Origin of the sequence: Halococcus salsus (genome assembly GCF_009900715.1) — an archaeon.
GTDB lineage: Archaea > Halobacteriota > Halobacteria > Halobacteriales > Halococcaceae > Halococcus > Halococcus salsus.
Window position 1 is genome coordinate 21,202 of sequence record NZ_JAAAJC010000004.1, and the last position, 20,777, is coordinate 41,978.

The 20,777-nt window shown below is 66.8% G+C and carries 21 protein-coding genes; 7 read left to right on the top strand and 14 right to left on the bottom strand.

The genetic code is table 11. From position 1 onward, the window contains the following. Positions 1 to 82: 82 nt before the first annotated feature. Positions 83 to 898 carry an aldo/keto reductase gene (locus GT355_RS11570; RefSeq protein WP_160134782.1) on the bottom strand — a complete coding sequence of 272 codons (816 nt, stop codon included), beginning with the start codon at positions 896 to 898 and terminating at the stop codon, positions 83 to 85. A 113-nt stretch (positions 899 to 1,011) separates the two neighbouring features. On the opposite strand from GT355_RS11570, the gene GT355_RS11575 reads away from it, so the two are divergent. Then, complete coding sequence (locus GT355_RS11575; RefSeq protein WP_160134783.1) at positions 1,012 to 1,914, top strand: aldo/keto reductase; 903 nt, start codon at positions 1,012 to 1,014, stop codon at positions 1,912 to 1,914. 151 nt (positions 1,915 to 2,065) lie between these two features. Here GT355_RS11575 and GT355_RS11580 read toward each other — a convergent pair whose 3' ends face one another. The 7 genes from GT355_RS11580 to GT355_RS11605 all read right to left on the bottom strand — a co-directional run bounded on the left by GT355_RS11580 (position 2,066) and on the right by GT355_RS11605 (position 8,408). Next, on the bottom strand, positions 2,066 to 2,317 hold the full coding sequence (locus tag GT355_RS11580) for a DUF8150 family protein (protein WP_160134784.1): 252 nt from the start codon (positions 2,315 to 2,317) through the stop codon (positions 2,066 to 2,068). After that, a complete protein-coding gene (locus tag GT355_RS11585; RefSeq protein WP_160134785.1) occupies positions 2,295 to 2,897 on the bottom strand; it encodes a hypothetical protein in 603 nt (200 codons plus the stop codon). Before GT355_RS11585 ends, GT355_RS11580 begins: the two co-directional genes overlap by 23 nt. 158 nt (positions 2,898 to 3,055) lie before the next feature. Beyond that, a complete protein-coding gene (locus tag GT355_RS11590; protein ID WP_160134786.1) occupies positions 3,056 to 4,078 on the bottom strand; it encodes a zinc-dependent alcohol dehydrogenase family protein in 1,023 nt (340 codons plus the stop codon). A gap of 90 nt (positions 4,079 to 4,168) precedes the next feature. Continuing rightward, positions 4,169 to 4,987, bottom strand: coding sequence for an ABC transporter permease (locus GT355_RS18045; RefSeq protein WP_240145798.1), 819 nt, complete (start codon positions 4,985 to 4,987; stop codon positions 4,169 to 4,171). After that, entirely contained in the window at positions 4,984 to 6,009 is a 1,026-nt protein-coding gene (locus GT355_RS18050) for an ABC transporter ATP-binding protein (RefSeq protein WP_192928007.1), read from the bottom strand. Before GT355_RS18050 ends, GT355_RS18045 begins: the two co-directional genes overlap by 4 nt. Positions 6,010 to 6,127: 118 nt before the next feature. Next, positions 6,128 to 6,976, bottom strand: a complete 849-nt coding sequence (locus GT355_RS11600) for an MBL fold metallo-hydrolase (protein ID WP_160134787.1) — start codon at positions 6,974 to 6,976, stop codon at positions 6,128 to 6,130. Positions 6,977 to 7,088: 112 nt separating this feature from the next. Beyond that, positions 7,089 to 8,408: a dicarboxylate/amino acid:cation symporter gene (locus tag GT355_RS11605; RefSeq protein ID WP_420825967.1), complete on the bottom strand. Its 1,320-nt coding sequence runs from the start codon at positions 8,406 to 8,408 to the stop codon at positions 7,089 to 7,091. A gap of 147 nt (positions 8,409 to 8,555) precedes the next feature. Between GT355_RS11605 and GT355_RS11610 the strand changes: the two genes are divergently transcribed. The 3 genes from GT355_RS11610 (at position 8,556) to GT355_RS11620 (ending at position 13,084) form a co-directional block, all read left to right on the top strand. Further along, complete coding sequence (locus GT355_RS11610) at positions 8,556 to 9,326, top strand: ABC transporter ATP-binding protein (RefSeq protein WP_160134789.1); 771 nt, start codon at positions 8,556 to 8,558, stop codon at positions 9,324 to 9,326. Further along, the gene (locus GT355_RS11615) at positions 9,323 to 11,050 is read left to right on the top strand and encodes a hypothetical protein (protein WP_240145799.1); all 1,728 of its coding nucleotides are present in this window, start codon (positions 9,323 to 9,325) and stop codon (positions 11,048 to 11,050) included. Before GT355_RS11610 ends, GT355_RS11615 begins: the two co-directional genes overlap by 4 nt. Before the next feature lie 264 nt (positions 11,051 to 11,314). Continuing rightward, positions 11,315 to 13,084 carry an asparagine synthase-related protein gene (locus GT355_RS11620; RefSeq protein ID WP_160134790.1) on the top strand — a complete coding sequence of 590 codons (1,770 nt, stop codon included), beginning with the start codon at positions 11,315 to 11,317 and terminating at the stop codon, positions 13,082 to 13,084. A 13-nt stretch (positions 13,085 to 13,097) separates the two neighbouring features. Here GT355_RS11620 and GT355_RS11625 read toward each other — a convergent pair whose 3' ends face one another. The 5 genes from GT355_RS11625 to GT355_RS11645 form a co-directional block, all read right to left on the bottom strand. Continuing rightward, positions 13,098 to 14,168, bottom strand: coding sequence for a GNAT family N-acetyltransferase (locus GT355_RS11625; protein ID WP_160134791.1), 1,071 nt, complete (start codon positions 14,166 to 14,168; stop codon positions 13,098 to 13,100). Positions 14,169 to 14,317: 149 nt separating this feature from the next. Next, positions 14,318 to 15,835 carry a flippase gene (locus GT355_RS11630; RefSeq protein WP_160134792.1) on the bottom strand — a complete coding sequence of 506 codons (1,518 nt, stop codon included), beginning with the start codon at positions 15,833 to 15,835 and terminating at the stop codon, positions 14,318 to 14,320. A 341-nt stretch (positions 15,836 to 16,176) separates the two neighbouring features. Further along, a complete protein-coding gene (locus GT355_RS11635) occupies positions 16,177 to 17,373 on the bottom strand; it encodes a S1C family serine protease (protein WP_160134793.1) in 1,197 nt (398 codons plus the stop codon). A 179-nt stretch (positions 17,374 to 17,552) separates the two neighbouring features. After that, the gene (locus GT355_RS11640; protein WP_160134794.1) at positions 17,553 to 17,903 is read right to left on the bottom strand and encodes a DUF7521 family protein; all 351 of its coding nucleotides are present in this window, start codon (positions 17,901 to 17,903) and stop codon (positions 17,553 to 17,555) included. Continuing rightward, positions 17,900 to 18,274 carry a transcriptional regulator gene (locus tag GT355_RS11645; RefSeq protein WP_160134795.1) on the bottom strand — a complete coding sequence of 125 codons (375 nt, stop codon included), beginning with the start codon at positions 18,272 to 18,274 and terminating at the stop codon, positions 17,900 to 17,902. The genes GT355_RS11640 and GT355_RS11645 overlap by 4 nt, the downstream gene beginning before the upstream one ends. A 203-nt stretch (positions 18,275 to 18,477) precedes the next feature. Between GT355_RS11645 and GT355_RS11650 the strand changes: the two genes are divergently transcribed. Beyond that, positions 18,478 to 19,002 carry an HTH domain-containing protein gene (locus GT355_RS11650; RefSeq protein ID WP_160134796.1) on the top strand — a complete coding sequence of 175 codons (525 nt, stop codon included), beginning with the start codon at positions 18,478 to 18,480 and terminating at the stop codon, positions 19,000 to 19,002. 96 nt (positions 19,003 to 19,098) lie between these two features. Here GT355_RS11650 and GT355_RS11655 read toward each other — a convergent pair whose 3' ends face one another. Further along, entirely contained in the window at positions 19,099 to 19,950 is an 852-nt protein-coding gene (locus GT355_RS11655) for a DUF429 domain-containing protein (protein WP_160134797.1), read from the bottom strand. A gap of 67 nt (positions 19,951 to 20,017) precedes the next feature. Here GT355_RS11655 and GT355_RS18055 point away from each other — a divergent pair, with 67 nt between their 5' ends. Continuing rightward, on the top strand, positions 20,018 to 20,176 hold the full coding sequence (locus GT355_RS18055) for a DUF7559 family protein (RefSeq protein ID WP_192928008.1): 159 nt from the start codon (positions 20,018 to 20,020) through the stop codon (positions 20,174 to 20,176). Continuing rightward, positions 20,173 to 20,658 carry an Hsp20/alpha crystallin family protein gene (locus tag GT355_RS11660; RefSeq protein WP_160134798.1) on the top strand — a complete coding sequence of 162 codons (486 nt, stop codon included), beginning with the start codon at positions 20,173 to 20,175 and terminating at the stop codon, positions 20,656 to 20,658. The genes GT355_RS18055 and GT355_RS11660 overlap by 4 nt, the downstream gene beginning before the upstream one ends. The last annotated feature ends 119 nt before the right edge of the window (positions 20,659 to 20,777 follow it).

Consider the following 20,777-nt stretch of genomic DNA (forward strand, 5'->3'; position numbering starts at 1 on the left):
TCAAGGATGGGGTCGACCCGCGAGACCGGTGCCGTCGGTAGAACTTCGACGGTCTGGATGGAGGTCGAACGGGGAAGTTCCCTCAGAGACCGAGCTTCGAAGCGAGCGCGTCGTCGAGGTCGCCCTCCGTGGCGAACAGCCGCCGCATCTCCTCGTCGGTGAGTTCGAAGTCGAAGACGTCGTAATTCTCGCGGACGTGTTCCGGGTTCGACGACCGCGGGATCGTCGACACGGAGGGCTGCTGGAGCAGCCAGCGGATCGCGACCTGTCGGGGTGTCTTCCCGTGTGTATCGGCGATCCCCTGGACGACGTCGTCTTCGAGTCGGTCCCCGAGCTTGATCGGGCTGTAGGCGGTGAGCATGACCTCCTCGTCGAGACAGAACGAGAGGAGGTCGTCCTGGCGCTCGGCGAGGTTGTACTCGACCTGGTTGGTGAGGATCGGTGCCGAGGAGTGTTCGATCGCGTTCTTCGTCTCCTCGACGGAGAAGTTCGACACGCCGATGTGTTTCACGACGTCCTCGGCGACGAGTTCGTTCATCGCGTCGAGAGTCTCCTCGTGTGAGGGCTCCTGGTCGGGCATGTGGATCAACAGGAGGTCGACGTAGTCGGTGTCGAGCCGGGTGAGGCTCTCGTATGTCGAGTCGACGACCGACTCGTGGTCGCGGTTGCCGCCGTCCAACTTCGTGGTGACGAACAGCTCCTCGCGGTCGATCCCCGAGTCGGCGATCGCCGCCCCGACCGCGGACTCGCTGTCGTACATCTGTGCCGTATCGATATGGCGATAGCCGGCGTCGAGCGCGGCCGAGATGGCGTCGTATCGTTCCTCGTCGGTGTCCATGCCTGCCGTCCCGAACCCGAGCGCCGGGACCTCGGTGTCCGCGATCGTGATGGGGTCCACGCGTGGTCTTCACGGTGAGCGGGTAAAGCCGTTCGTGGTACGTGATTTTACGACCAGCGGTGAGGTCGAAACTATCGGCATGGTATTTACCCCCGCCCGTCGTCGTGGGACGAATGGAGACCCGCCCGCTCGGCGACATCGGCCACGACAGTTCGGTCCTCACCTTCGGTACCATCGCGTTGGACTTCCTCGATCAGGACGACGCCGACCGGATGGTCGAGGACGTTCTCGACGCGGGCGTCAACCACTTCGACGTCGCGCCGACCTACGGCGACGCCGAGCTCAAACTGGCCCCGAAGCTCGCCGAGCACCGCGATGAGGTCTTCCTCGGTTGCAAGACTCAGGAGCGAACCTACTACGGCGCGTGGGGTGAACTCCAGCGGTCCCTCGACCGGCTCGGCACCGACTCGATCGACCTCTATCAGTTCCACGCGGTGACTCGGTACGACGAACTCGACACCATCACGGGCGACTACCACCCCGAGATGTCCCAGGGCGAGCACGACCCGGGCGCGCTGCAGGCGTTCGTGGACGCAAAGGAGGCGGGGTTGATCGACCACATCGGGCTGACGAGCCACGGCGACCCGAGCCTCATCCGCACGGCGATCAAGCGGATCCCCGAACTCGAATCGGTGATGTTCCCGTTCAACTACACCCTCGATTCGAAGGCCGGCCCCGAGTACGACTACCGCTCGGTGCTCGACCTCGCCCACGAGCGCGGCCTCGGGACCCTCTGTATCAAGGGATTCGCGAAACAGCCGTGGCCGGAGGACCTCCCCGAAGACGACCGCCCCTACGCCACGTGGTACGAACCCTACGACGAGAAAGAGGACCTCGTCGACTGTCTGCGATACGCCCTCTCGCAGGGAATGACCAGCATCCCGAGCGCGGGCGACCCCCAGCTCGTCCCGGCGATCCTCGATGCGGCGACCGCGTACGAACCGCTCAGCGGGGACGAAGAGGCGCGACTGCTGGAGGCGGGCCGAACCAACGAATCCCCGGTTCCCGACCCGTAACGGCGTCGGTCCGTTCGCCAGTCATTTGTTCTCGTCTCTACCGAAGGAGAGTCCACAATCTCGACGAAATTCACCGATCGAACCGTTCCGAGTGGGTTCGGGGAATCACCGACTCGGAATCGGGGCACCCGGTCGAATCGGTTGTCTCGACCTACTGCACGGCGTCGTCGTCGGTGACGATGTCCTCGGCGACACTCCGAACGTGCCGTTGATGCTCCGAGGACGTGTTCGTCGCTCGTGCGGCTTCGAGCTGGTCGTCGACCAGCGCGTTCTGTTGTGGGCCCCAGACGTCCGGTGGCTCGCGTTCGATGTATCGTACCCACTGTTTGATCGCTTCTATGCGCCGTTCGCGGTTCGCTTCGTGCTTCGTGGTGAGTGTTTCATGCACGTCTGAGTCGGTCATATTTGTCCTCGATATCGAGTCGCTTGGCCCACTGTTCGAGCCGCTGGGTACTAAGGTTTGGCTCGAAGAGCGTGTACAGGTGCACCGCGTCCTCGACGTCCTTCTGCGCCCCCAGATAGAGCTTGTACGCGATCTGTAGTTCCAGCGGCCCGATCGGGATCGTCTCTTCACCGACCTGCGCCGTGATAGCGGTCCGTAACGACGCTCGGTCGAACTCATCGCCGACGAACTTCACTTCCAAGTGCGGAGTCATCTGGTCTTCCGGTGCAACCCAGATGTTATCGCCGTTCGAGAGCATTTCGTACGCGGACGCGAGTGGCATCGCGGGACCCCAGAATCCTTCCGCATCGAGCGCCGCCGTGAGGTCGTCGACCTGTTGTTCAGTCAGCGATTCGACGAGCACATCGATATTCTGCGTTGCCCGTGCTCGCCCGGAGAGAATCGCGACATAGCCAGCAACGAAAACGTGGCCAATGTCGAACCGTTCGAGAAGTCGTGAGAACGCGATCGCTAGCTCGTCAAGCCGGTTTGGGTCTCGATCGACGACAAGGGTTTCATCGGTCAGCGTGACGCCACTCATCGTCGGTCGAGGAATGGTCCCGTCTCAGCCGCCGGACGTGAATCCGGAGAGCCGCTTTCGGGTTGTCTCTTGTAACCCATCTCGTCGCGGGCCTATGAAGCGAGATGTTTTGTGGTTGTCGCCTCCCTCAGTGCTTTTGCACGCGGTTCTACTCGCGTCTACTCGATGTCGACGACGACCTTCCCTTGGTGGTCGCCGCTCTCCAGATATCGGTAGGCGTCACGCGCCGCGTCGAACTCGAAGACGCGGTCGACGACGGGCGTCGTGCCGGTCGTTTCGAGCGCGCGGTTCATCCGGTCGAACATCGCCCGACTGCCGACCCCGAAGACCCCTTCGAGCGTGACGGCCTTCCCGAGGACCGGCGACGGGTCGATCTCGCCCTGTTGACCCGTCAGAACCCCGATGAGGTGGACGTGGCCGTTGATACCCACCGCCCCGAGCGAGCGTTCGAGCGTGCCCTGGCCACCGACCTCGACGACGTGGTCGACGCCCTCGCCGTCGGTGCGTTCCATGACCGTCTCGTGCCAGTCGGGCGTCTCCTCGTAGTTGATGGTCTCCCAGGCACCCAGCTCGCGGGCCCGGTCGAGCTTCTCGTCGCTGGAGGAGGTGACGACCGAGCGCGCGCCGTGCATCTCGGCGAACTGGAGCGCGAACGTCGAGACGCCGCCCGTTCCGAGCGCGAGGACGGTCTCGTCGGCGCTGAGGCCGCCGTCCTCGACGAGCGCGCGCCACGCCGTGAGCCCCGCGCAGGAGAGGGTCGCCCCCTCCTCGTACGAGAAGTGATCGGGGAGGCGAGGCACGCTCTCCGCGGGGAAGGTGGCGTACTGCGCGAGCGCGCCGTCGACGTTCCCGCCGGTGCTCGTCGCGAGCTTCTCGGCGGTCCCCGGCCCGTCGACCCAGTTCGGGGCGAACGGGGTCGCGACCCGGTCGCCCTCGGCGAGGCGTTCGACGGCGGTCCCGACCTCGACCACGTCCCCGGCCCCGTCCGAGAGCGGGACGACCGGGAGGGACGCGCCGGGGTATTCGAGCTCGCTGTTCGCGATCGCGAGGTCGCGGTAGTTGAGCGAGGCGGCCCGCAGCCGGATCAGTACCTCGTCGTCCGCCGGCGTCGGTCGGTCGCGCTCCGTTCTGGTCACCCCGTCGTAGTCGGGGTCGGTCTCGCGGACTTCGTAGGCGTCCATCGATCGATAGATGTCGTCGGCGACGGGAAAGGAACCCGATTACGGTGGTCGATCGGACGGCCGGGTGATGTCCTGTGAGGACGAGTGGGTTCAGTAGTGAGCCATGACGCCCTCGCGGCGCGCCCATCGCTGGCAGTACTGGAGAACGACGTACCCGACCAGGAGGTAGCCGACCGCCGTCGCGAGGAGGATACCGAGGTCGGTCGGGTTCATCGCGACGACCGAAACCCCGTCCGCCATCGCGCGTGTGAGCAGGTGGCTGCCCTCGGCGAGCGGGAGCCACTTGAGCAACGGATACTGGTCGACCGGCGCGGCGATCAGCCCGATGAAGACGAACTGGACGAGTTGAAACGCGTTCTCGATCCGTTTGAACCGGATCGCGAGCCCCCCGAAGACGAACCCGACGCCGACCGCCGGCGCGACGGCGAGGGCGGCGATAGGGACCACGGTCAGCGGGTCGAGCGCCAGCGTCCGCCCGGTTACGAACAGCATTACGGCGAGCGTCACCACCCCCCAGAGCAGCGACTCACACAGGTTGACGACCGTCTTGATCACCATCACGGCACCGAAGCCGAGCGGCGACATGAACAGCTGTTCGAGCGTCCCCCACTGCGCTTCACGGGTGACGGCCCAGGAGAGCCCCGAGTACGCCGTCAGCGAGAGGGTCCAGAGTAGATAGCCGACGATCAGCCCCGAGAGCGAGTCGCTCATCGCGGCCGGCGCGAGCGCGCGGCCGGTATAAAAGAGGATGACGAAGAAGAGCAGTATCGTTCCGAACTGCGAGAGCGTGTTCACCGGGTAGCGAACGAGCAGGATGATCGTCTTTCGCAGCGAGGCGACGAAGAACCGGAGGTAGTCCCGAAAGCCGGGGTCGATCCGCTCGTTGCCCTCGGCACCGAGGCCGCTCACCGCTCGGCTCCCGTGCTCTCGACGGCACGGTCGGTGACTTCGAGGAAGACGTCTTCGAGATCCGGGTCTTGGCTGTCGATGTCCGCGACCCTGCTGCCCGTCTCCCGAAGCACGTCGAGGACGTCGTAGAGCGACTCGTCGTCGGTCAGCGTCACCTCGAAGCTGGTCCGGTTGCCGCGAGTCTCCCACCCCGTCGCGTCGAAGCGTTCGTCGAGCATCCCGCGTGTCCGGTCCTCGACCGGTCCGTCGGTCTCGATCCGATAGGCCTGGGTCTCGAAGAGGTCCACGAGGTCGGTCACGGTGTCGTCGGCGATCACACGACCGTTCGAGAGGATGACGACGCGGTCACAGAGCTCCTCGACGACGGCCATGTCGTGGCTGGAGAGCACCACCGTCACGTCGTCCTCGTCGGCCAGCCGACGGAGCTCGTGGCGGAGTTCGAGCGAGGCCTCGACGTCGAGCCCGAGGGTCGGTTCGTCGAGGAAGACGACGTCCGTCCCTCGTGCGAGCGTACAGGCGAGCGAGACCTTCTGTTTCTGCCCGCGCGAAAGTTCGTTGACGGGCTCGTCGGCCATCCCCGAGAGACCGAACTGTTCGAGCAGGCGCTCCCGGCGCTCCCGCGTCGCTTCACCCCCTTGCCCACCGAGTGCGGCGAAGAAGGAGAGGTTCTCGCGAACGGTGAGCCGCCAGTAGACGTTCCGTGCACCCTCCAGCATCGCGCTGACGTGACCGTAGGCCGCGCGGGGGTGTTCGCTCGCGTCCAGTCCACAGACCTCGATCCGACCCGCCGAGGGGACGATGAGACCGAGGATGGACTTGATGGTCGTGGTCTTGCCCGCGCCGTTCGGCCCGAGCACACCGACGACCTCGCCGCGTTCGACATCGAAGGAGACGCCGTCGGCGGCCGTCACCGCCCCGTCGCCCTCACCGTAGGTCTTTTCGAGGCCGTCGATACGAAGGACGGTCTCACGGGTCGATCGCGACCGTTCCGCCGCGTCCCCCCGTTGCTCCGCTCGTTGCATGGTTGTATTCGAACTAGTCGGGACCTAAAGGTTTCTTCGTAGACCCTGGTTTCTACACCATCGATTTCGCTTTCTGGGTATCGTTGTCGCGACACCGCTCTCTCGTTCCCTTCGTCGGCTACACGGAGGATTTAGTCAATATCTCGGTCCCCTCGATCCGGTAGCGGTGTTTCTCGCCCCACGCCGTCTCGATGGTCTCGGGGGTTCGCTCGCCGTTGACGATCGATTCGAGGTGGTCGCGGAGCGTATCGAGGAGCGAGAGCTCCTCGTCCGCTATCGGCGGGTTGTGGCCTGTCAGTAGCGTCGAGAAGACGTTCGCCTCCCGAAGCTCGATGGTCCGTTCGAAGCTCTCGATGTACTCCCGAACATCGCAGTCCCGAAAGTGGACGTAGAGGTTTCGGTCGCCGTGGACGAGGTCGCCGCCGTAGAGCCGGCCGCGGTCGCGGTCGAGGACGCCGAGCTGGCCCGGTGAGTGGCCCGCGAGGTCGACGAGTTCGAGCCGTCGGTCCCCGAGCTCGATCACGTCCCCGGCCTCGACCGGCTCGACGCCCGTGACCGGCGGCACGTCGAACGTCTCGGGGTCGACCGCGTCCGGGAGCGAGCCGCCGGCTTCCAGGTGTTCCTCGACGAACCGTTTCGGACGGCCAACGAACTCCTCCGAGAGCGAATCGATCCGAACCTCGCCCTCGGCGGACTCGGTCGGGTGGACGTGCGCCCGGTCGAACCGATGTCCGGCCCCGATGTGGTCCCAATGGGTGTGGGTGAGCAGCAATCGGTCGGTATCGCCCGCGAGTTCGCCGCACGTACTCCGGAGGTCGCCGACGCCGAACCCCGAATCGACGACCAACCGCTCCTCGCCGTCGGTCAGGAGGTACGCGTTGCTCGGGACGCCGTTCAGGGTCTCGGTGAGCCGGTAGTCGCCCGCCGTCGTCGACGCTATTCCGTACCAGTCCGTCGTGCGATCCATCCCGGCACGCGGACCGCCGGCGATTTGGGGATTTCGACCGTTCCGCCCCGCGGGGATCCGTCACCGTTCGACACACTGGCGGAGACTCGGCTTCGTGAGAAGAACGGGTTCGTCAGTCGTCGGCGACCGAATCCGCCGCCGTGCTCGTTCCGCCATCGACCCAGGTTCCGCTCCCGAAGTCGATCGCCCGGTTCCACTTCGCGGCGAGCGCCGAGACCGCGAGGTCGCCGGTCACGTTGTTCATCGTCGCGATCCGACCCAGAAGTGGGTCGACGGCGGCGACGAAGCCGACGACGGTCAGCGGGAGGCTCGCCTGCTGGAGGATCACGGTGAGCATGATCAGCCCCGCGCCGGGAACCCCGGCGGTGCCGATGCTGATCAGGACCGTTACGAGGAGCACCGAGACCTGGGTCCCGAGGTCGAGCGGCTGTCCCACCACGTTCGCGGCGAACACCACCGTCACGGTCTGTCGGATCGCCGCCCCGTCCATGTTGGCGGTCGAACCGAACGGCAGCGAGAAGCCGTAGACGCTCTCGTCGATCCGGAGGTTCTCCTCGGCGTCGCGCATCGTGACCGGCAGCGTCGCGCTCGACGACCGGGTGCTGAACGCCATCACCATGGCGTTCTTCGCCCCGTGGAGGAACGCGACGGGTGACTTCCCGAGGAGCCCACCGACGATGCCGCCGAGGTACGTGACCCCGATGTGGACGACCACGCCGAGGGCGACGACCCCGACAAGCGACGCCAGCGCGAGGACCGCGCCGACGTCCTCTCCAGCGAGTTCGGCGGCGACGAGCGCGAAGACCCCGACGACGCCGAACTCCATCACACCCCAGACGATGGTGAACAGGGCCTCCATACCGGCCTCGGCCAGCGAGAAGAAGGTCTCGGCCCCACGGCGCACCGACTCGTCGGTGGCCGTGTCGCGGGCGATCGCCAGCGCGATCCCGAAGACGATCGTGAAGAAGATGATCGGGAGGAGGTTCCCCTCCGCGAGGGCGTTCAAGGGGTTCTCGGGGACGATCCCGAGAACGAGTTCCTGAAGGCTCGGGACCTGCGCCGACTGTGCTTCGCCCCCGGTGAAGGCGAGGCCGGTCCCCGGATCGAGGAGGTTCGCCACCGTGAGCCCGATGACGCCGGCGACGGTCGTCGTCACCGCGTAGAGCCCCACGACGCTGCCCCCGACGCGCCCCATCTGCGTTGGCGAGAGCTGTCGAACGCCGACGAGGAGGCTGAAGACGACGACCGGAACCACGATCATCTGGAGCAGCCGGAGGAAGAGGTCGCCGACGGGGGCGAGCACCGTCGCCGGTTCGCCAACGCCGAAGGCGACGACGACGCCGAGCACGAACGAGACCGCGAGACGATACACGACCGGTATCGACCGATATCGATTCCAGAGGGACCGTACCGAACGCCCTGTTTCAGACACACTGACAGTACCCTTCTGAGACGGGTAGGCGTGTCGGGATGGAACGGATCGGGTGGGCCAGGAACGAGATCGTCACCGACCGTCGCCCGGTTAAATCAGCGGGAACTGGTATCAGGATTTATCAGGTCGCGGTCGGTCGATCGGCGCATGACCGAACCGCTCGCCATCGAAGCCGACGGCCTCGAAAAGCGGTACGGGGGGACGCGGGCCGTCCACGACCTCCAGTTCTCGATCGACCGCGGGACGATCTACGGGTTTCTCGGGCCGAACGGCGCGGGCAAGACCTCGACGATCCGGATGCTCACCACGCTCACCCGCCCCTCGGCCGGGTCGGCGCGGATCATGGGCCACTCCGTCGAGGATCGCTCGAAGGTGACCCCGCACATCGGCTACCTCCCCGAGGAACCGCCGTTGTACGACGAGCTCACGGGCCGCGAACAGCTCACCTACATCGCCGGGCTGCGCGACATGGCGACCGAGCGGGCCGCCGAGCGTATCGGGACGCTCCTCGACCGCTTCGACCTCACCGGGGCCGCCGACGACCGGATCGCGACCTACTCGAAGGGGATGAAACAGAAGACCGGCATCATCCAGGCGCTGCTCCACGAGCCGTCGGTCGTCTTCCTCGACGAACCCACCTCCGGGCTCGATCCCCGGGCCGCCCGGACCGTCCGGGAGATCATCGCCGAGGTCGCCGCCGGGGACTCGACCGTGTTCCTCTCGACGCACATCCTCCCGGTCGTCGAGGAGCTCGCGGACACGGTCGGCGTGCTCTTCGACGGCACGATGGTCGCCGAGGGCGCGCCCGACCGTCTCAAGGACCGCGTCGAAACCGGTGCCGGGAGCTCCCTCGAAGACGTCTTCCTCGAACTCACCGCGGAACGGCCCGTCGAACGGGAGGCCGGCCCGGCCGAATGAGCTCGCCCGATGGCCTTGGGCACGTTCTCGACGACGCCCGACTGGTCGTCCGGACCGAGCTCCGCCGCCGCCGTCGAACGCTCGGCGAGAACGACCGGATGCTCGTCGTCTGGGCCTTCGGCGCTCTCTTCGGGCTGGTGTTCGTCCTGGTGTTCCTGGGCGGGGCCTACTCGTTCGGGACGATGGTCGGCACCGAGGGATTCGCCGACGCGCTCCCGATCGCCCGCGGCATCGTTCTCGGCGTCTGTGGCTACGTCGTCTTCATCACGGGGGTTCGAACGGTACAGAACCAGAACGCGCTCGATGCGCCCGCGGGGATACTGACGGCCACCTCGCCCGCCGCGGCGGCGGTCGGGCTGCTCCTCGCCGACTACGCGGTCGTCGCCGGGATCGCCGTGCTCCCGCTCGTGGTGGCGGGGCTCCTGTTCGCCCTCGGCGCGGGCACACCGGCGAGCGTCGTCGTCGCCCCGGTCGTGCTGCTCGCCGCGCTCGCGCTCGGCGTCGTCCTCGGGTTCGTGCTAGGGCTGGTCATCAAGACCCTCGTTTCCCGCTTCGCGATAGTTGCACGGCTCAAGACGGTGTTGAGCATCGCGCTCTTTCTCGCCTACCTGGCGATGCTGTGGAGCGACGGCCTGAACAGCATCCTCGGGCAAGCGTTCGGCGTGGTCCAGCGAACGCCGCTCGGTTGGATCACCGACCTCGCGCTGTTCGGTACCCCCGACCCGGCCATCGGGGTCGTGCGACCGGCGGTGGCCGCGGTGACACTGGTGGTCGCCGTGCCGCTGCTGACGTGGGTCGTCGTCCGGCTCGACCGTGGGCTCTGGTACAACGACTCCGTGCAGCCCGGCCACGGCGGGGGTTCGATACTGGGCGGACGGTCCTCGGCGACCTCGAATACCTCCGAAAGCGGTTCCGCTGAAACGACCGCTTCGTCGGTACCGACCGCCGAGACCGACGTGCTCGCGACGGGGGTCTCGGACCGGCTGTTCGGCGAGCGCGTCCCGCGACCGACGCTTCGGGTGGCCCAGAAGAGCTGGCGGCGGGCCTATCGAGCGCCGATGAAGCTCCAGTACGCGGTCATCCCGGTCTTCTTCCTCGTCGACCCGATCCGCCGAAGCATCGAATCGGGGACGGTCGCGCCGGTGTTGCCGGCGGCGGTCGCCATCTACGGGGCGTGGGCGACGGGTGCGTCGTTCACGCTCAACCCGCTCGGCGACGAGGGGGCGGTGTTGCCAGTCACGCTCACGACGCCGGTCTCGGGCGAACAGGTGCTCTCCGGACTGATGCTGGCCGGGCTGGTCGTGGGGGCACCGGTGACCGCGCTCGTCGCGACGGGGCTCGGGATACTGAGCCCCCTCGACGTCGTCGGCTCGGTCGCGGTCGGCCTGCTCGGCGTCGTCCTGTGTGCCGGTGCCTGTGCGGTCGGTGCCGGCGTCGGGACGGCGTATCCGAAGTTCGAGCGCACGCGGATCAGCCGGAGCCGGAAGGCCGTCGTGCCGAGCCTGTCGGCCTTCCTCGTCTACTCGTTGGTGCTGCTGGCCGTCTCGCTCCCGGGGCTCGTGATGGGCGTTCCGGTCGTCGCGGCGTGGGCGGGCGACACAGTTGGGGTCCCCCGGACGGCGGTCACGCTGGGTGGGTTGGTGGCCACGGTAGTGCTCGCGGCCGTGGCCGGTCGGGTCGCTATCCGGTCGGCCGGCGAGACCATCGGCGAGTTCCGGTTCTGAGATCCGTCTCGTGAGTGGCGAACGCCGTTTCTTTCGCCGCGGACCGATTCGACGCGCTCTGCGTCGCCGATATCGGCCGGTCGCGTTCGTTCGTATCACTTCGATATCTTTTTCGGCGTATAGCCACGACGACGCAAGACATGACGAACATACCAGGGACGCCCGATACGCCGACGTTCACTGTGGGGACGAATGCTATCCCCCGACACTCCTATTGAGAATGACATCAGAGACGAACAGTAGAACGGGGCCGCGGGGGTCGCCATGACCGGGTTCGTCGGTGGGGCGGTCACCGGACGACCGCTCCAGCAACTGGCCGACGGGATGTACCACGAACCCTGGTACGAACACGAGTTCTTCGAGGGCGGAACCCACGGTATCGGGTTCGCTCACCACGGGGACCGCGACCCGCTCGGCCACACCACGTGGCAGGGCGACGGCCGCATGGGTATCGTCTACGGCGGGATACCCGACCACGACCGACCGGCCGAGGTGTTCGACCGGCTGCTCGATGCCCCGGCGACGCTCGCCGACCTCGATGGGTCGTTCGCCGTCGTCTGTCTCGACACCCGGGGTGAGACCGACCGGGTGCTGGTCGCGACCGACAAGCTCGGTACGCGACCGTGTTACTACGTCGAGGACCGGGCGCTGTTCGGCTCCTCGCTCAGTACGCTCCTACCCGAGCTCGACGACCCGATCGTCGACGAGCAGGCGGTGAGCGACATGCTCCTTCTGGGGAACCTCTGGGGGGACCGAACGCTCGTCGACGAGGTGAAGGCACTGCCACCGGCGACGGTACTCGAGTACTCCGAGGGGGAGGTGCGAACCGAACGCTACTGGAAGCCCGACTTCGAGAGCGCGCCGCGCCGAGGGTACATCCCCGAGCTGAAGACCCGGTATCGAGAGGCGGTCGACGAGGCCTCCTCGACCTTCGGCGACACCGCCGGACTGTGGCTCTCCGGCGGGCTCGACAGCCGAACGCTGGCGGACGGGTTGGCTCGGAACGCCGGTCGCACGTTCGATTCGCTCGTCGCCTACACCTACGACGCGAACCCGCGAGGTGGCGGCAATCCGGCGATCGCCCGACGGGTGGCCGCACAGCTCGGCGTCGAGGTCGAGGAGCTCGTGATGACGCCCGATCGCTTCCTCGACGTCTTCGAGACGAGCGTCGACCTCACCGACGGCATGCTCCGGTGGTCGTCGCTGCTCAACCTCTCGACGATATTCAACCTCGATGGCGAACCGGCGAACGTCCTCCTCGAAGCGTCGGGACAGGGCGAGCTGATCGGCCAGCATCCCCGCCGATACAACTTCGTCGAGCACGACTCGGCGGTCGAGGGGCTGGTCCGAAGCGAGCAGATGGTCGATACCGACACCGTCCAGTCCCTCCTGGCCATCGACGCCGACCCGCTCCGGACCTTCAAGGAGACGGTCGCCGAGAGCGACGAGACGACACAGCGGGGGCGGATGCTCGACGTCCACTATACCAACTACTACTCGCGGATGACCCTCGCGAGCAACACGGTGCCACGGAGCCAGGCCGGGACGCGCGTACCGTTCGTCAACAAGGACTTCCTCGAACACACCGCGGCGCTGCCACAGGCGTACCGGATGGGGACGTTCCCGCTCACCGGTGGCTCGATCCCGTACGGGATGACGCGACCGAAGCACGAGCTGGCGCGCGAACTCGACAACGGGCTGGACCGGATCCCCTACGAACGGACGGGGCTCGGCCCACGTCGACCCTTTTTGGCCCATCTCGCGGGTTTCGTCGTCAAGACCGGTACCGCCCGACTCCGCTCGAAGGTCGCCTACGGCGGGGCCCACGAACCCGACATCTGGTACCGCGAGCACGAGGGGTTGCGCGAGCGCATCGACGACCTCCTCCGCGGGGCCTGCGATCGGCCGTGGTTCGACGCCGACGAGATCCGCCGGCTCCGACGCGAACACCTCCGCGGGGAGGCCAACCACATGACGACCTCGCTCGCGGCGATCACGACGCTCGAGTGCTGGTTCCAGCGCCACCTCGACTGAGGACCGAAACCGGTCAGCTCGTATCCCGCACGGCGAGCGGCAGGGCCCAGTCGTCCGCGGTCTCGAACCCGACGGTCGTGTCGTCGAGCGCCGTCACGAACAACACGTAGCCGGTGCGAAACCGGCGCAGCAGCGGGACGTCGTCCGGGACGAAGCCGCTTTTCAGGAGCAGGGTGCGGGGAAGGCTCGTCTCCGTCGCAACGACGACGTCACTGTCTCGGTGCTGGCCGAGTGCCCGTGTCAGCAGGGCTCCGAGCGTGGGTTCCTCGATGCCGGTCATGGGGAGCACGTCCGCGATGTGGGTTATCCTCGTCCCGAAGGCCGTCCGCGTCCGGGTGACGATGGCACCGACGGGGTCGCCGGCGCGCGTCGCGAGGTGGGTCGCCGTCGACCACCGAGGGCTGTCGTATCGCCACTCGTAGTAGGGCTCGTCGCCGCCGACGTGGAGTGCGTCGGGGACGTGACGGCGATACAGCGAAGCCAACGCCGCGGCGGGGACCCCCGACTCGTGCTCGATTCGGACGTCGGGATCACGCCGGACGAGCCGGTCACAGGCGGCGAGGTAGCCGCGGGCGAGACCGCGTCCGATCCGTCCGACGGCTCGCGTGACCCGGTCGTCGCGGAACACCGAGAGCGGGGCGGCGGGGTTCTGGACGCGATAGTACATCCGTGCGGTCGTCACGTCGTGCCAGCCCCAGTGGGCGTAGATCGGTCGCGAGTTCGCGTTCGTCAGGCAGAACAGGAGCGAGACGCGCCCGTCGAGGTGGTCGATCGTCCGCCGGTTCAGTCGGGTGAACAGCCCTTCGCCGCGATGTGCCGGATGCAACATCATGTTCTGGAAGTAGCCGGCTCGGAGCGCCGTCCCACCCGCGGACAGGGGAACGACTTGGTACGGTCGGATCCCGACGATGTCGTCTCCGTGTTCGGCGACGAACATCGGGACGTCCTCGGCGAAGGGGCTCCGGGCGAACTTCCACTCGAACCACTCCGGGTCCGGCCCGTGACCGCTCACGGTTTCGTAGAGGGCGCGAACACGGTCCTCGTCGCTCGGTTCGTACGGTCGGATCCGATACGCGTCGCTCATTCGTGGGTCGGTCGGCGTCGGTGGCTCCGTTCGAACCGGCGCTCACCGGTCACTGGGTCGTCCATCGAGTGACCCAACGCGGGCCCGGGTAATCATCGTTGCTGAGACGCGGTCGGGTTCGGTAACCATCGAGGCCGTCCGGGGACGGTTCACTCCGAGTCGTCCAACTGGGCGGTGAGATCCGACTCCCCTTCGTCGTTCCCCTCGGGGATGTATCGTCGGACGAACGGGATCGTTACCGGGAGCTTGTCCTCGACCAGTTCGAGCGGGATCGTGTCCTCGGCCTGGAGACAGCCCGTGAGCGCCGCGACGACGACCGTCGAGACGACGCACGCGACGACCACCACCGGGAAGACGACGATGGTCAGCGTGAGATACTGCGAGACGAACACCATCGCCGGGATCAGGATGCCCGGGAGGAGCACGTAGGTCCGTACCGTCCACTTCGAGAACGGTGTGATGCCGTGGGTGTACCAGAGCACGACGAACGCGATGACGTTGAGGGCGACGAACGAGATGGCCGTCGCCGTCGCGGCACCCATCAGCCCGAACGCGGGTATCAGGACGGCGTTGAGCACGATGTTGAGGACGGCGGCGACGGTGTTGACCGCGAGGATGATCCGCGTATAGCCGATCGCCGCGAGGGTGTCCTGGGCCCGACCGACAGCCGCGCTGATGAAGAACCCGGTCGCCAGAAGCCAGAGGGCGTCGCTCCCGCCGGCGTACTCCGTACCGAAGACCAGCGAGACGGTGTCGTAGGGGAACGAGACGAACAGTAGGTAGAGGGGAAAACCGGCGATGAAGAGCCACTTCGTCGTGACCTTGTAGATCTCGTTTATCTCGTCGTAGCTCTTCTCGGAGTCGAGCCGGGAGGTCAGCGGGAGATACAGGAAGCCGAACGAGCTCAGTATCACCGGCAGGCCGGCGGCGAGCTGGTAGGCGGGGTCGTAGAGCCCCACGACGACGTTGGTCTTGAAGTACCCGAGCATCAGGGTGTCGACCTCGCCGAGGACCTTCGAGACCATCGCCGCGAGCACCAGCGGGATCGAGAAGGTGAGGAGCCGGCGGGGGTAGAGGTTGACCCCACCCCGGAGCGGGAGGAGACGGTTCAGGAAGAAGTGGGCGACCACGACCGTCGCCATCGCGGCGGCCAAGTACGCGTAGCCGACGGCCATCACGCCGACGCCGGCGACCAGCAGCGCGACGATGAGGAAGAAGCGAAAGCCGTTGTAGAAGAGGTCCTGGCTGTAGGTCCGATAGATCGTGTTCTCGAAGCCCCTGATCGCCCCGACCGCCATGTAGAACCCGACGTTGAAGGGGATCGCGAGGATGAACAGGTTGAGGAGCGCCTGTGAGTCCGGCGTGTCGTAGATCAGCCCGACGATCGTCCGTCCGTTGAGGAGGAGGAGGGTAGTGAAGACGAGCGAGACCCCGACCGCCAGCACCAGCCCGGTCAGCCACAGCCCGCGCACGTCCCGTTCGTCGTCGAACCGGGACATGTACCGGGCGATGCCCTGGTTCAGACCGAGGACGGTGAGCGTGGTGCTCAGCGCGAGCACGGAGAGGCCGAGCGCGACCTCCCCGTAGACTCCCGGGTCGAGGACCCGCGTGATGACGATGCGCTCGACGAGCTTCGAGGAGGAGCCCAGTATCCCGCCGACGAGCATGAGACTCGCGCTCGAAGCCAGACTCGAGAGATCGGTGGTGGTAGACTGAGACAAGGTAGACCCTTCTGAGCCTCCGTTTTGTCGGCTCGGACTTATCAACCTTGATTCATCCACGCGGGTGCGATGGACGAGATCGTTGCGACCACGGGTCGCACGCGGAACGAACGTATCGATAGCAGCGACAGCCACTACGGAGTCGGTCGGGAAACCGACGCGAGTGTGAGACGATCCGTCCTCACGACCGTTCGACGGTATCGCCGTTCGATTCGAATCCGGCCGACGTGAGGGATTCCCGAGTCTCCTGCCGACCTGTGCGAGCGGCGTGCGAGGCGACCGGTCCGTCAGCCGGTGGGCGTCTCGCCGGGTGTGGTCGGTTCGCCCCCTGCGATCCCGGCCCCCTCGCGCTCGGGTCGTTCCCCGAGGGTGACGTCGAGGGTCCGTCGGTTCCCGTCCCGGCGGACGGTGACGGGCACCGTCTCGCCGGGCGAGGTGTTGAGCGCGAGATACGAGGAGAGTTCCTGGCGGGTGTCGATCGCGGTGCCACCGACCCCGACGATCACGTCACCGCCCGTCGGGACCGCGCCGCCCTCGACTTGCTGTCGACCCTCGGTCCCCTGGAAAACGCCGGCGGCCGGGCCGTCGCGGGAGACGGCGTCGACGTAGACGCCGCGGGTTCGGTCGAGACCGTTGGCCTCGGCGAGTGACGGCGTCATCGTCGCGGAGGCGACGCCGAGGTACGCGTGGGTGTACGTCCCGTCCTCGATGAGCGCGGGGACGACCCGCTCGACGAGCGCCGCCGAGATCGCGAAGGCGATGTTCTCGCCGCCGCCGGAGTTGATCACGCCGACCACCCGCGAGTCGAGGTCCATCAGCGGGCCGCCCGAGTTCCCCGGGTTCACCGCCGCGTCGGTCTGGATCGCGTCTGGGATGGTGTAGCCGTTCTGGGCGGGGATCGAACGATTGACGCCGCTCACGATCCCGGCCGACGCCGAGCCGTCGAAGCGGCCGTACGGGTTGCCGATCGCCACCACCTCGGTGCCGATCGGCGGTCGCGTCTCGACGAGCGGGAGCGCGGTCGCGGAGCCCGGTTTGTTCGAGACTTCGAGCACCGCGAGGTCGCTCGAAACGTCGGTTCCCACGACCGACGCCGAGCGCCAGCCGCCCTCCGCGAACCGCACCCGGACCGACGAGGCCTCGCTCACGACGTGTTCGTTCGTCACCACGTAGCCGTTCCGGTAGACGAAGCCCGACCCCGTGGCGGGTCCCGCCGGGGTGGTCGCGTCGATCAGCACTACCGACTGGATGGTGTCCCGGTAGACACGCGTGTAGGGGCTAGTCGTCCCGTTCGCGGACCGGGTGGCGTTCGCCGCGGTCGTCGGGCTCGTCGTGTTCGTCGTGGCCGTCGCGTTCGTCGTCGTTTCGTTGCCGGTGGCGGTGCCGTCGGTATCACCGAGCGCGTTCGAACAGCCCGCGAGACCGGCCGCGAGGAGCGCCCCCATCCCGCCGAGGTACGCCCGTCGGCTGGGGCCGTCGGTCATCGCTTCTCCCTGGTCGCCGTCGTTCCCTCGGTGGATCCGAGCGGACCCGCTCCGAGCGTCGTCCGTCGCGGTCGTCGACCGAATCGTTCCATTGTGGCCGGCCGTTGGAACGCATCGAATAAAGCTCCCGGCCGTGGTTTCACTCGTTGAAGACACCCCGATTCGAGGACGACCGGCGGTCAGTACCGATACAGCGAGTAGAGCAACGACAGGAGCCCGACCACGACGAGCACGCCGCTGAGGGTCTGTATCCTGAGGAGTTCGAGGCCACCCAAGAGGAACGAGCCCTTGACCCCGACCTGGTAGACCACGATGACGAGGTTGCCGGCGGTCACGAGCCCGAAGCCGAGCGCCGCGAACTGGAACGACCGGTCGCGTTCGCGGCGATAGGCCAGATAGCTGATGGTCGCGAGCACACTGCCGGCGAGGAAGACCAGCACGCTGGCCGAGAGGGTCGTCCAGAACTCCGTCGGCTGGCGTAGTGGGACGAAAGCGGTCGTGATGATCGCGACGGTCGTGACCGGGGTCATCGCGTTCGGCCGACCTCCTCGGGGCGGTCACCGAGGTCGCGCCAGAACGCGCCGAAGCGGTCGACGATGTCGCGTTTGAGTCGGACGGTCGCGCTGAAGCCGGTTCGTTCGATATCGAGCCGAACCGTTTCGAGGTTCGAGACGTAGAGCGTGTAGTGGTTGCCGTCGTCGGCGACGCGGACGACCTCTTCGAGGAGGTCCTGTTCGACGAGCGCGTTGACCCGGCGATAGACCGTCGGCAGCGAGGTCCCACACCGTTCGGCGAGGCTCTGAGCGGACCGGGGCTCGTCCTCGGCGGCCACGAGGATCTCGCGGGCGTGGTTGCTACAGAGGGCCTCGAAGACGGCATCGGGGTCACGCGCTTCGCTCACACGTGGACCAGTGGCGCTCGGACGAAAAAACTGGCCATGACCGCCTCGTTTCCCTCCACCGCGGGCCGACCCGAGAGCGATGCCCGACGGATAGTCGTTGAAAACGGACACGTCCACGGAGAATCGTACGTTTCGCCACCTAGTGGTGGATTTTCGTGGTTTCGTCCACCAGATTTAACCGCTGTAGATTCGTTGGCATACGTATGACATCGATCGAACTCACCGAGAGCCAGAAGACGATCCTCCAGGAGCTCGTCGACCTCTATCGGGACACCGAGACCGCGGTCAAGGGCGAGACGATAGCGGAACAGATCGACCGGAATCCAGGGACGATCCGCAACCAGATGCAGAGCCTGAAGGCTCTCCAGCTGGTCGAGGGGGTTCCGGGGCCGAAGGGCGGCTACAAACCGACGGCGAACGCGTACAACGCGCTCGACATCGAGGAGATGGACGAGGCCGAACCCGTTCCGCTCGGTCACAACGGCAACCCGATTGAGGAGCAGGTCATCCAGGAGATCAACCTGATGAGCGTCCACCACCCCGAGAAGTGCCGGGCCGAGATCCGTCTGCAGGGCTCGGTGCGCGACTTCCACGAGGGTGATTCGATCACCGTCGGCCCGACGCCGAAATCGAGCCTCGCCATCACGGGGACGATCGACGGGGTCGTGAACGCGGACAACAAACTGATCATCAACACCGAGACGATGGAAGCCCCCGTCGACCAGTAGGTCGCCTTCGAGCGTTTCCCGATATCGAAACCTCGAGATCAGCAGCTATATCGATCGAACCCGATTCGCGCTGCCTGATCGGCGTCGGCGGACCTCTCACACGTAGATGTGGCCTTCGATGCCGACCACCTCCCGATACGCCTCGTCGGTACCGTCGAATCCCTCGGGGGCGGACAGGTCCCCCATCGACAGCGGACCCTCGCGGGCCGCCCGGAACGCCGCACACGCGGCCACGATGCTGTCGAGCGCGTCGCCTTCGTCGTCCGCTGCCACCGTTTCTCGGAGCGAATCGGCCGTCCGCAGGTCCGCCCGCTCGACCAACCCCTCCAGGTTCCGCGTTCGGCGCGTCCTCGCCCGCTCGGTGGCCTCCTTGTAGCCGTCGCGGTGGAGACCGTATCGAGCGAGCGTGGCCGCCGGGTACACCTCGACGAGCCCTCTCGGATCCGCCTCGGGGTTCGTCATCGGTGAGACCGGAGTCCCGTGGTCGGTCACCAGCGGGTGGAGCACCGCGGCGACCCCGTAGTACGTCTGGTACTGAATACGGATGTTGTACGGACACATCGCACCGGCCAGCGCGTCCGTCGCGCGGAGCCGGTGACCGTCTCCGTCCTCGGTACAGGTCTCTCGGAGATGGGCCGGGTCCGCAAAACGGTCTACGAACCCGTCGATGACCGTCGTCCACTCGTCGCCGTCGACGACCCCTCTCGGGAGCCCGAACGGGAAGTCGAAGCCGAAGAGACAGTACGGGTGCTCGCGAACGAACCCCCGCAACTCCTCGAAGACCGCCGTTCGGTCCGTCGTCCCGAACCTGTCGGCGGCGGACCGGCAGTCCTCGACGACGAGTTCGTCGTCCGCGACGTATCCACCAGCGATCCAGACCTTCCTGCCCGCGTCCCGTGCCCCGCTGAAGTCCACCCCGTAGATCCGCCGTCCCGACGAGCTCGTCATGACGAGAAGTGGCGTCGAATGTGTGAAAACCCAGGGGTTGATACGACGCGCGTTCCTACGGGAGGCCATGCCCGCAACCCTGGAAGTCGTCTGTACCGACGACGACTGCGAGATGGACATGTTCGAGCTGCACTACACCTACGACATGCCCGACGACGTGGGCGTGGAGGACTTCCAGTGTCCGTACTGCGGGGGCACCGACTGCCTCGAAGCCATCGAGCTATGAGGCGGGAGATCGAGGCGTTCGGCGACGCGCTCGTCGGTCGTGCGGGCCGCCTCGCGGGCCGCGCCCAGGAGCGCCACCCGCTGCCGAACGACCTGCTCGAAAGCGACGACGCCTACCTCGTCGTCTTCGACGCGCCGGACGTCGACATCGACGACGTCCAGGTCCGGTTCGCGGATGGAACCGTACACGTCCGTATCGACCGCACCCGCGAACACCGCGCGGGCTTCGAGATGCGCTTTCCCGGTCGCGGGATGACCCTCGACGGCCACGTCGACCTCCCCGCCGGCGTGACCGTCGACCCCGACGGAGCCACCGCCAAACTCACCGACACCGGAGTCCTCCGGATCGAGATCCCCAAGGTCGACGACCCCGACGACGGCCCGGTCCGGATCCCGACCGACGAACCCGTCGACGAACCGGACCCGATCGACGCCGACGAGGGAACCGACGACCCCGACGCCTACGACCCCGGTGAGGAGTAGGTTCGGTCACGCTGGTCGAGCGGTCGCGTTCAGCTGCTTTTCGGTCCGACAGCCACCACTACCACGACAACGGTTTCGGGATCGTCCCTCAACGGTTATGCCCGAACGACGCTTCACGG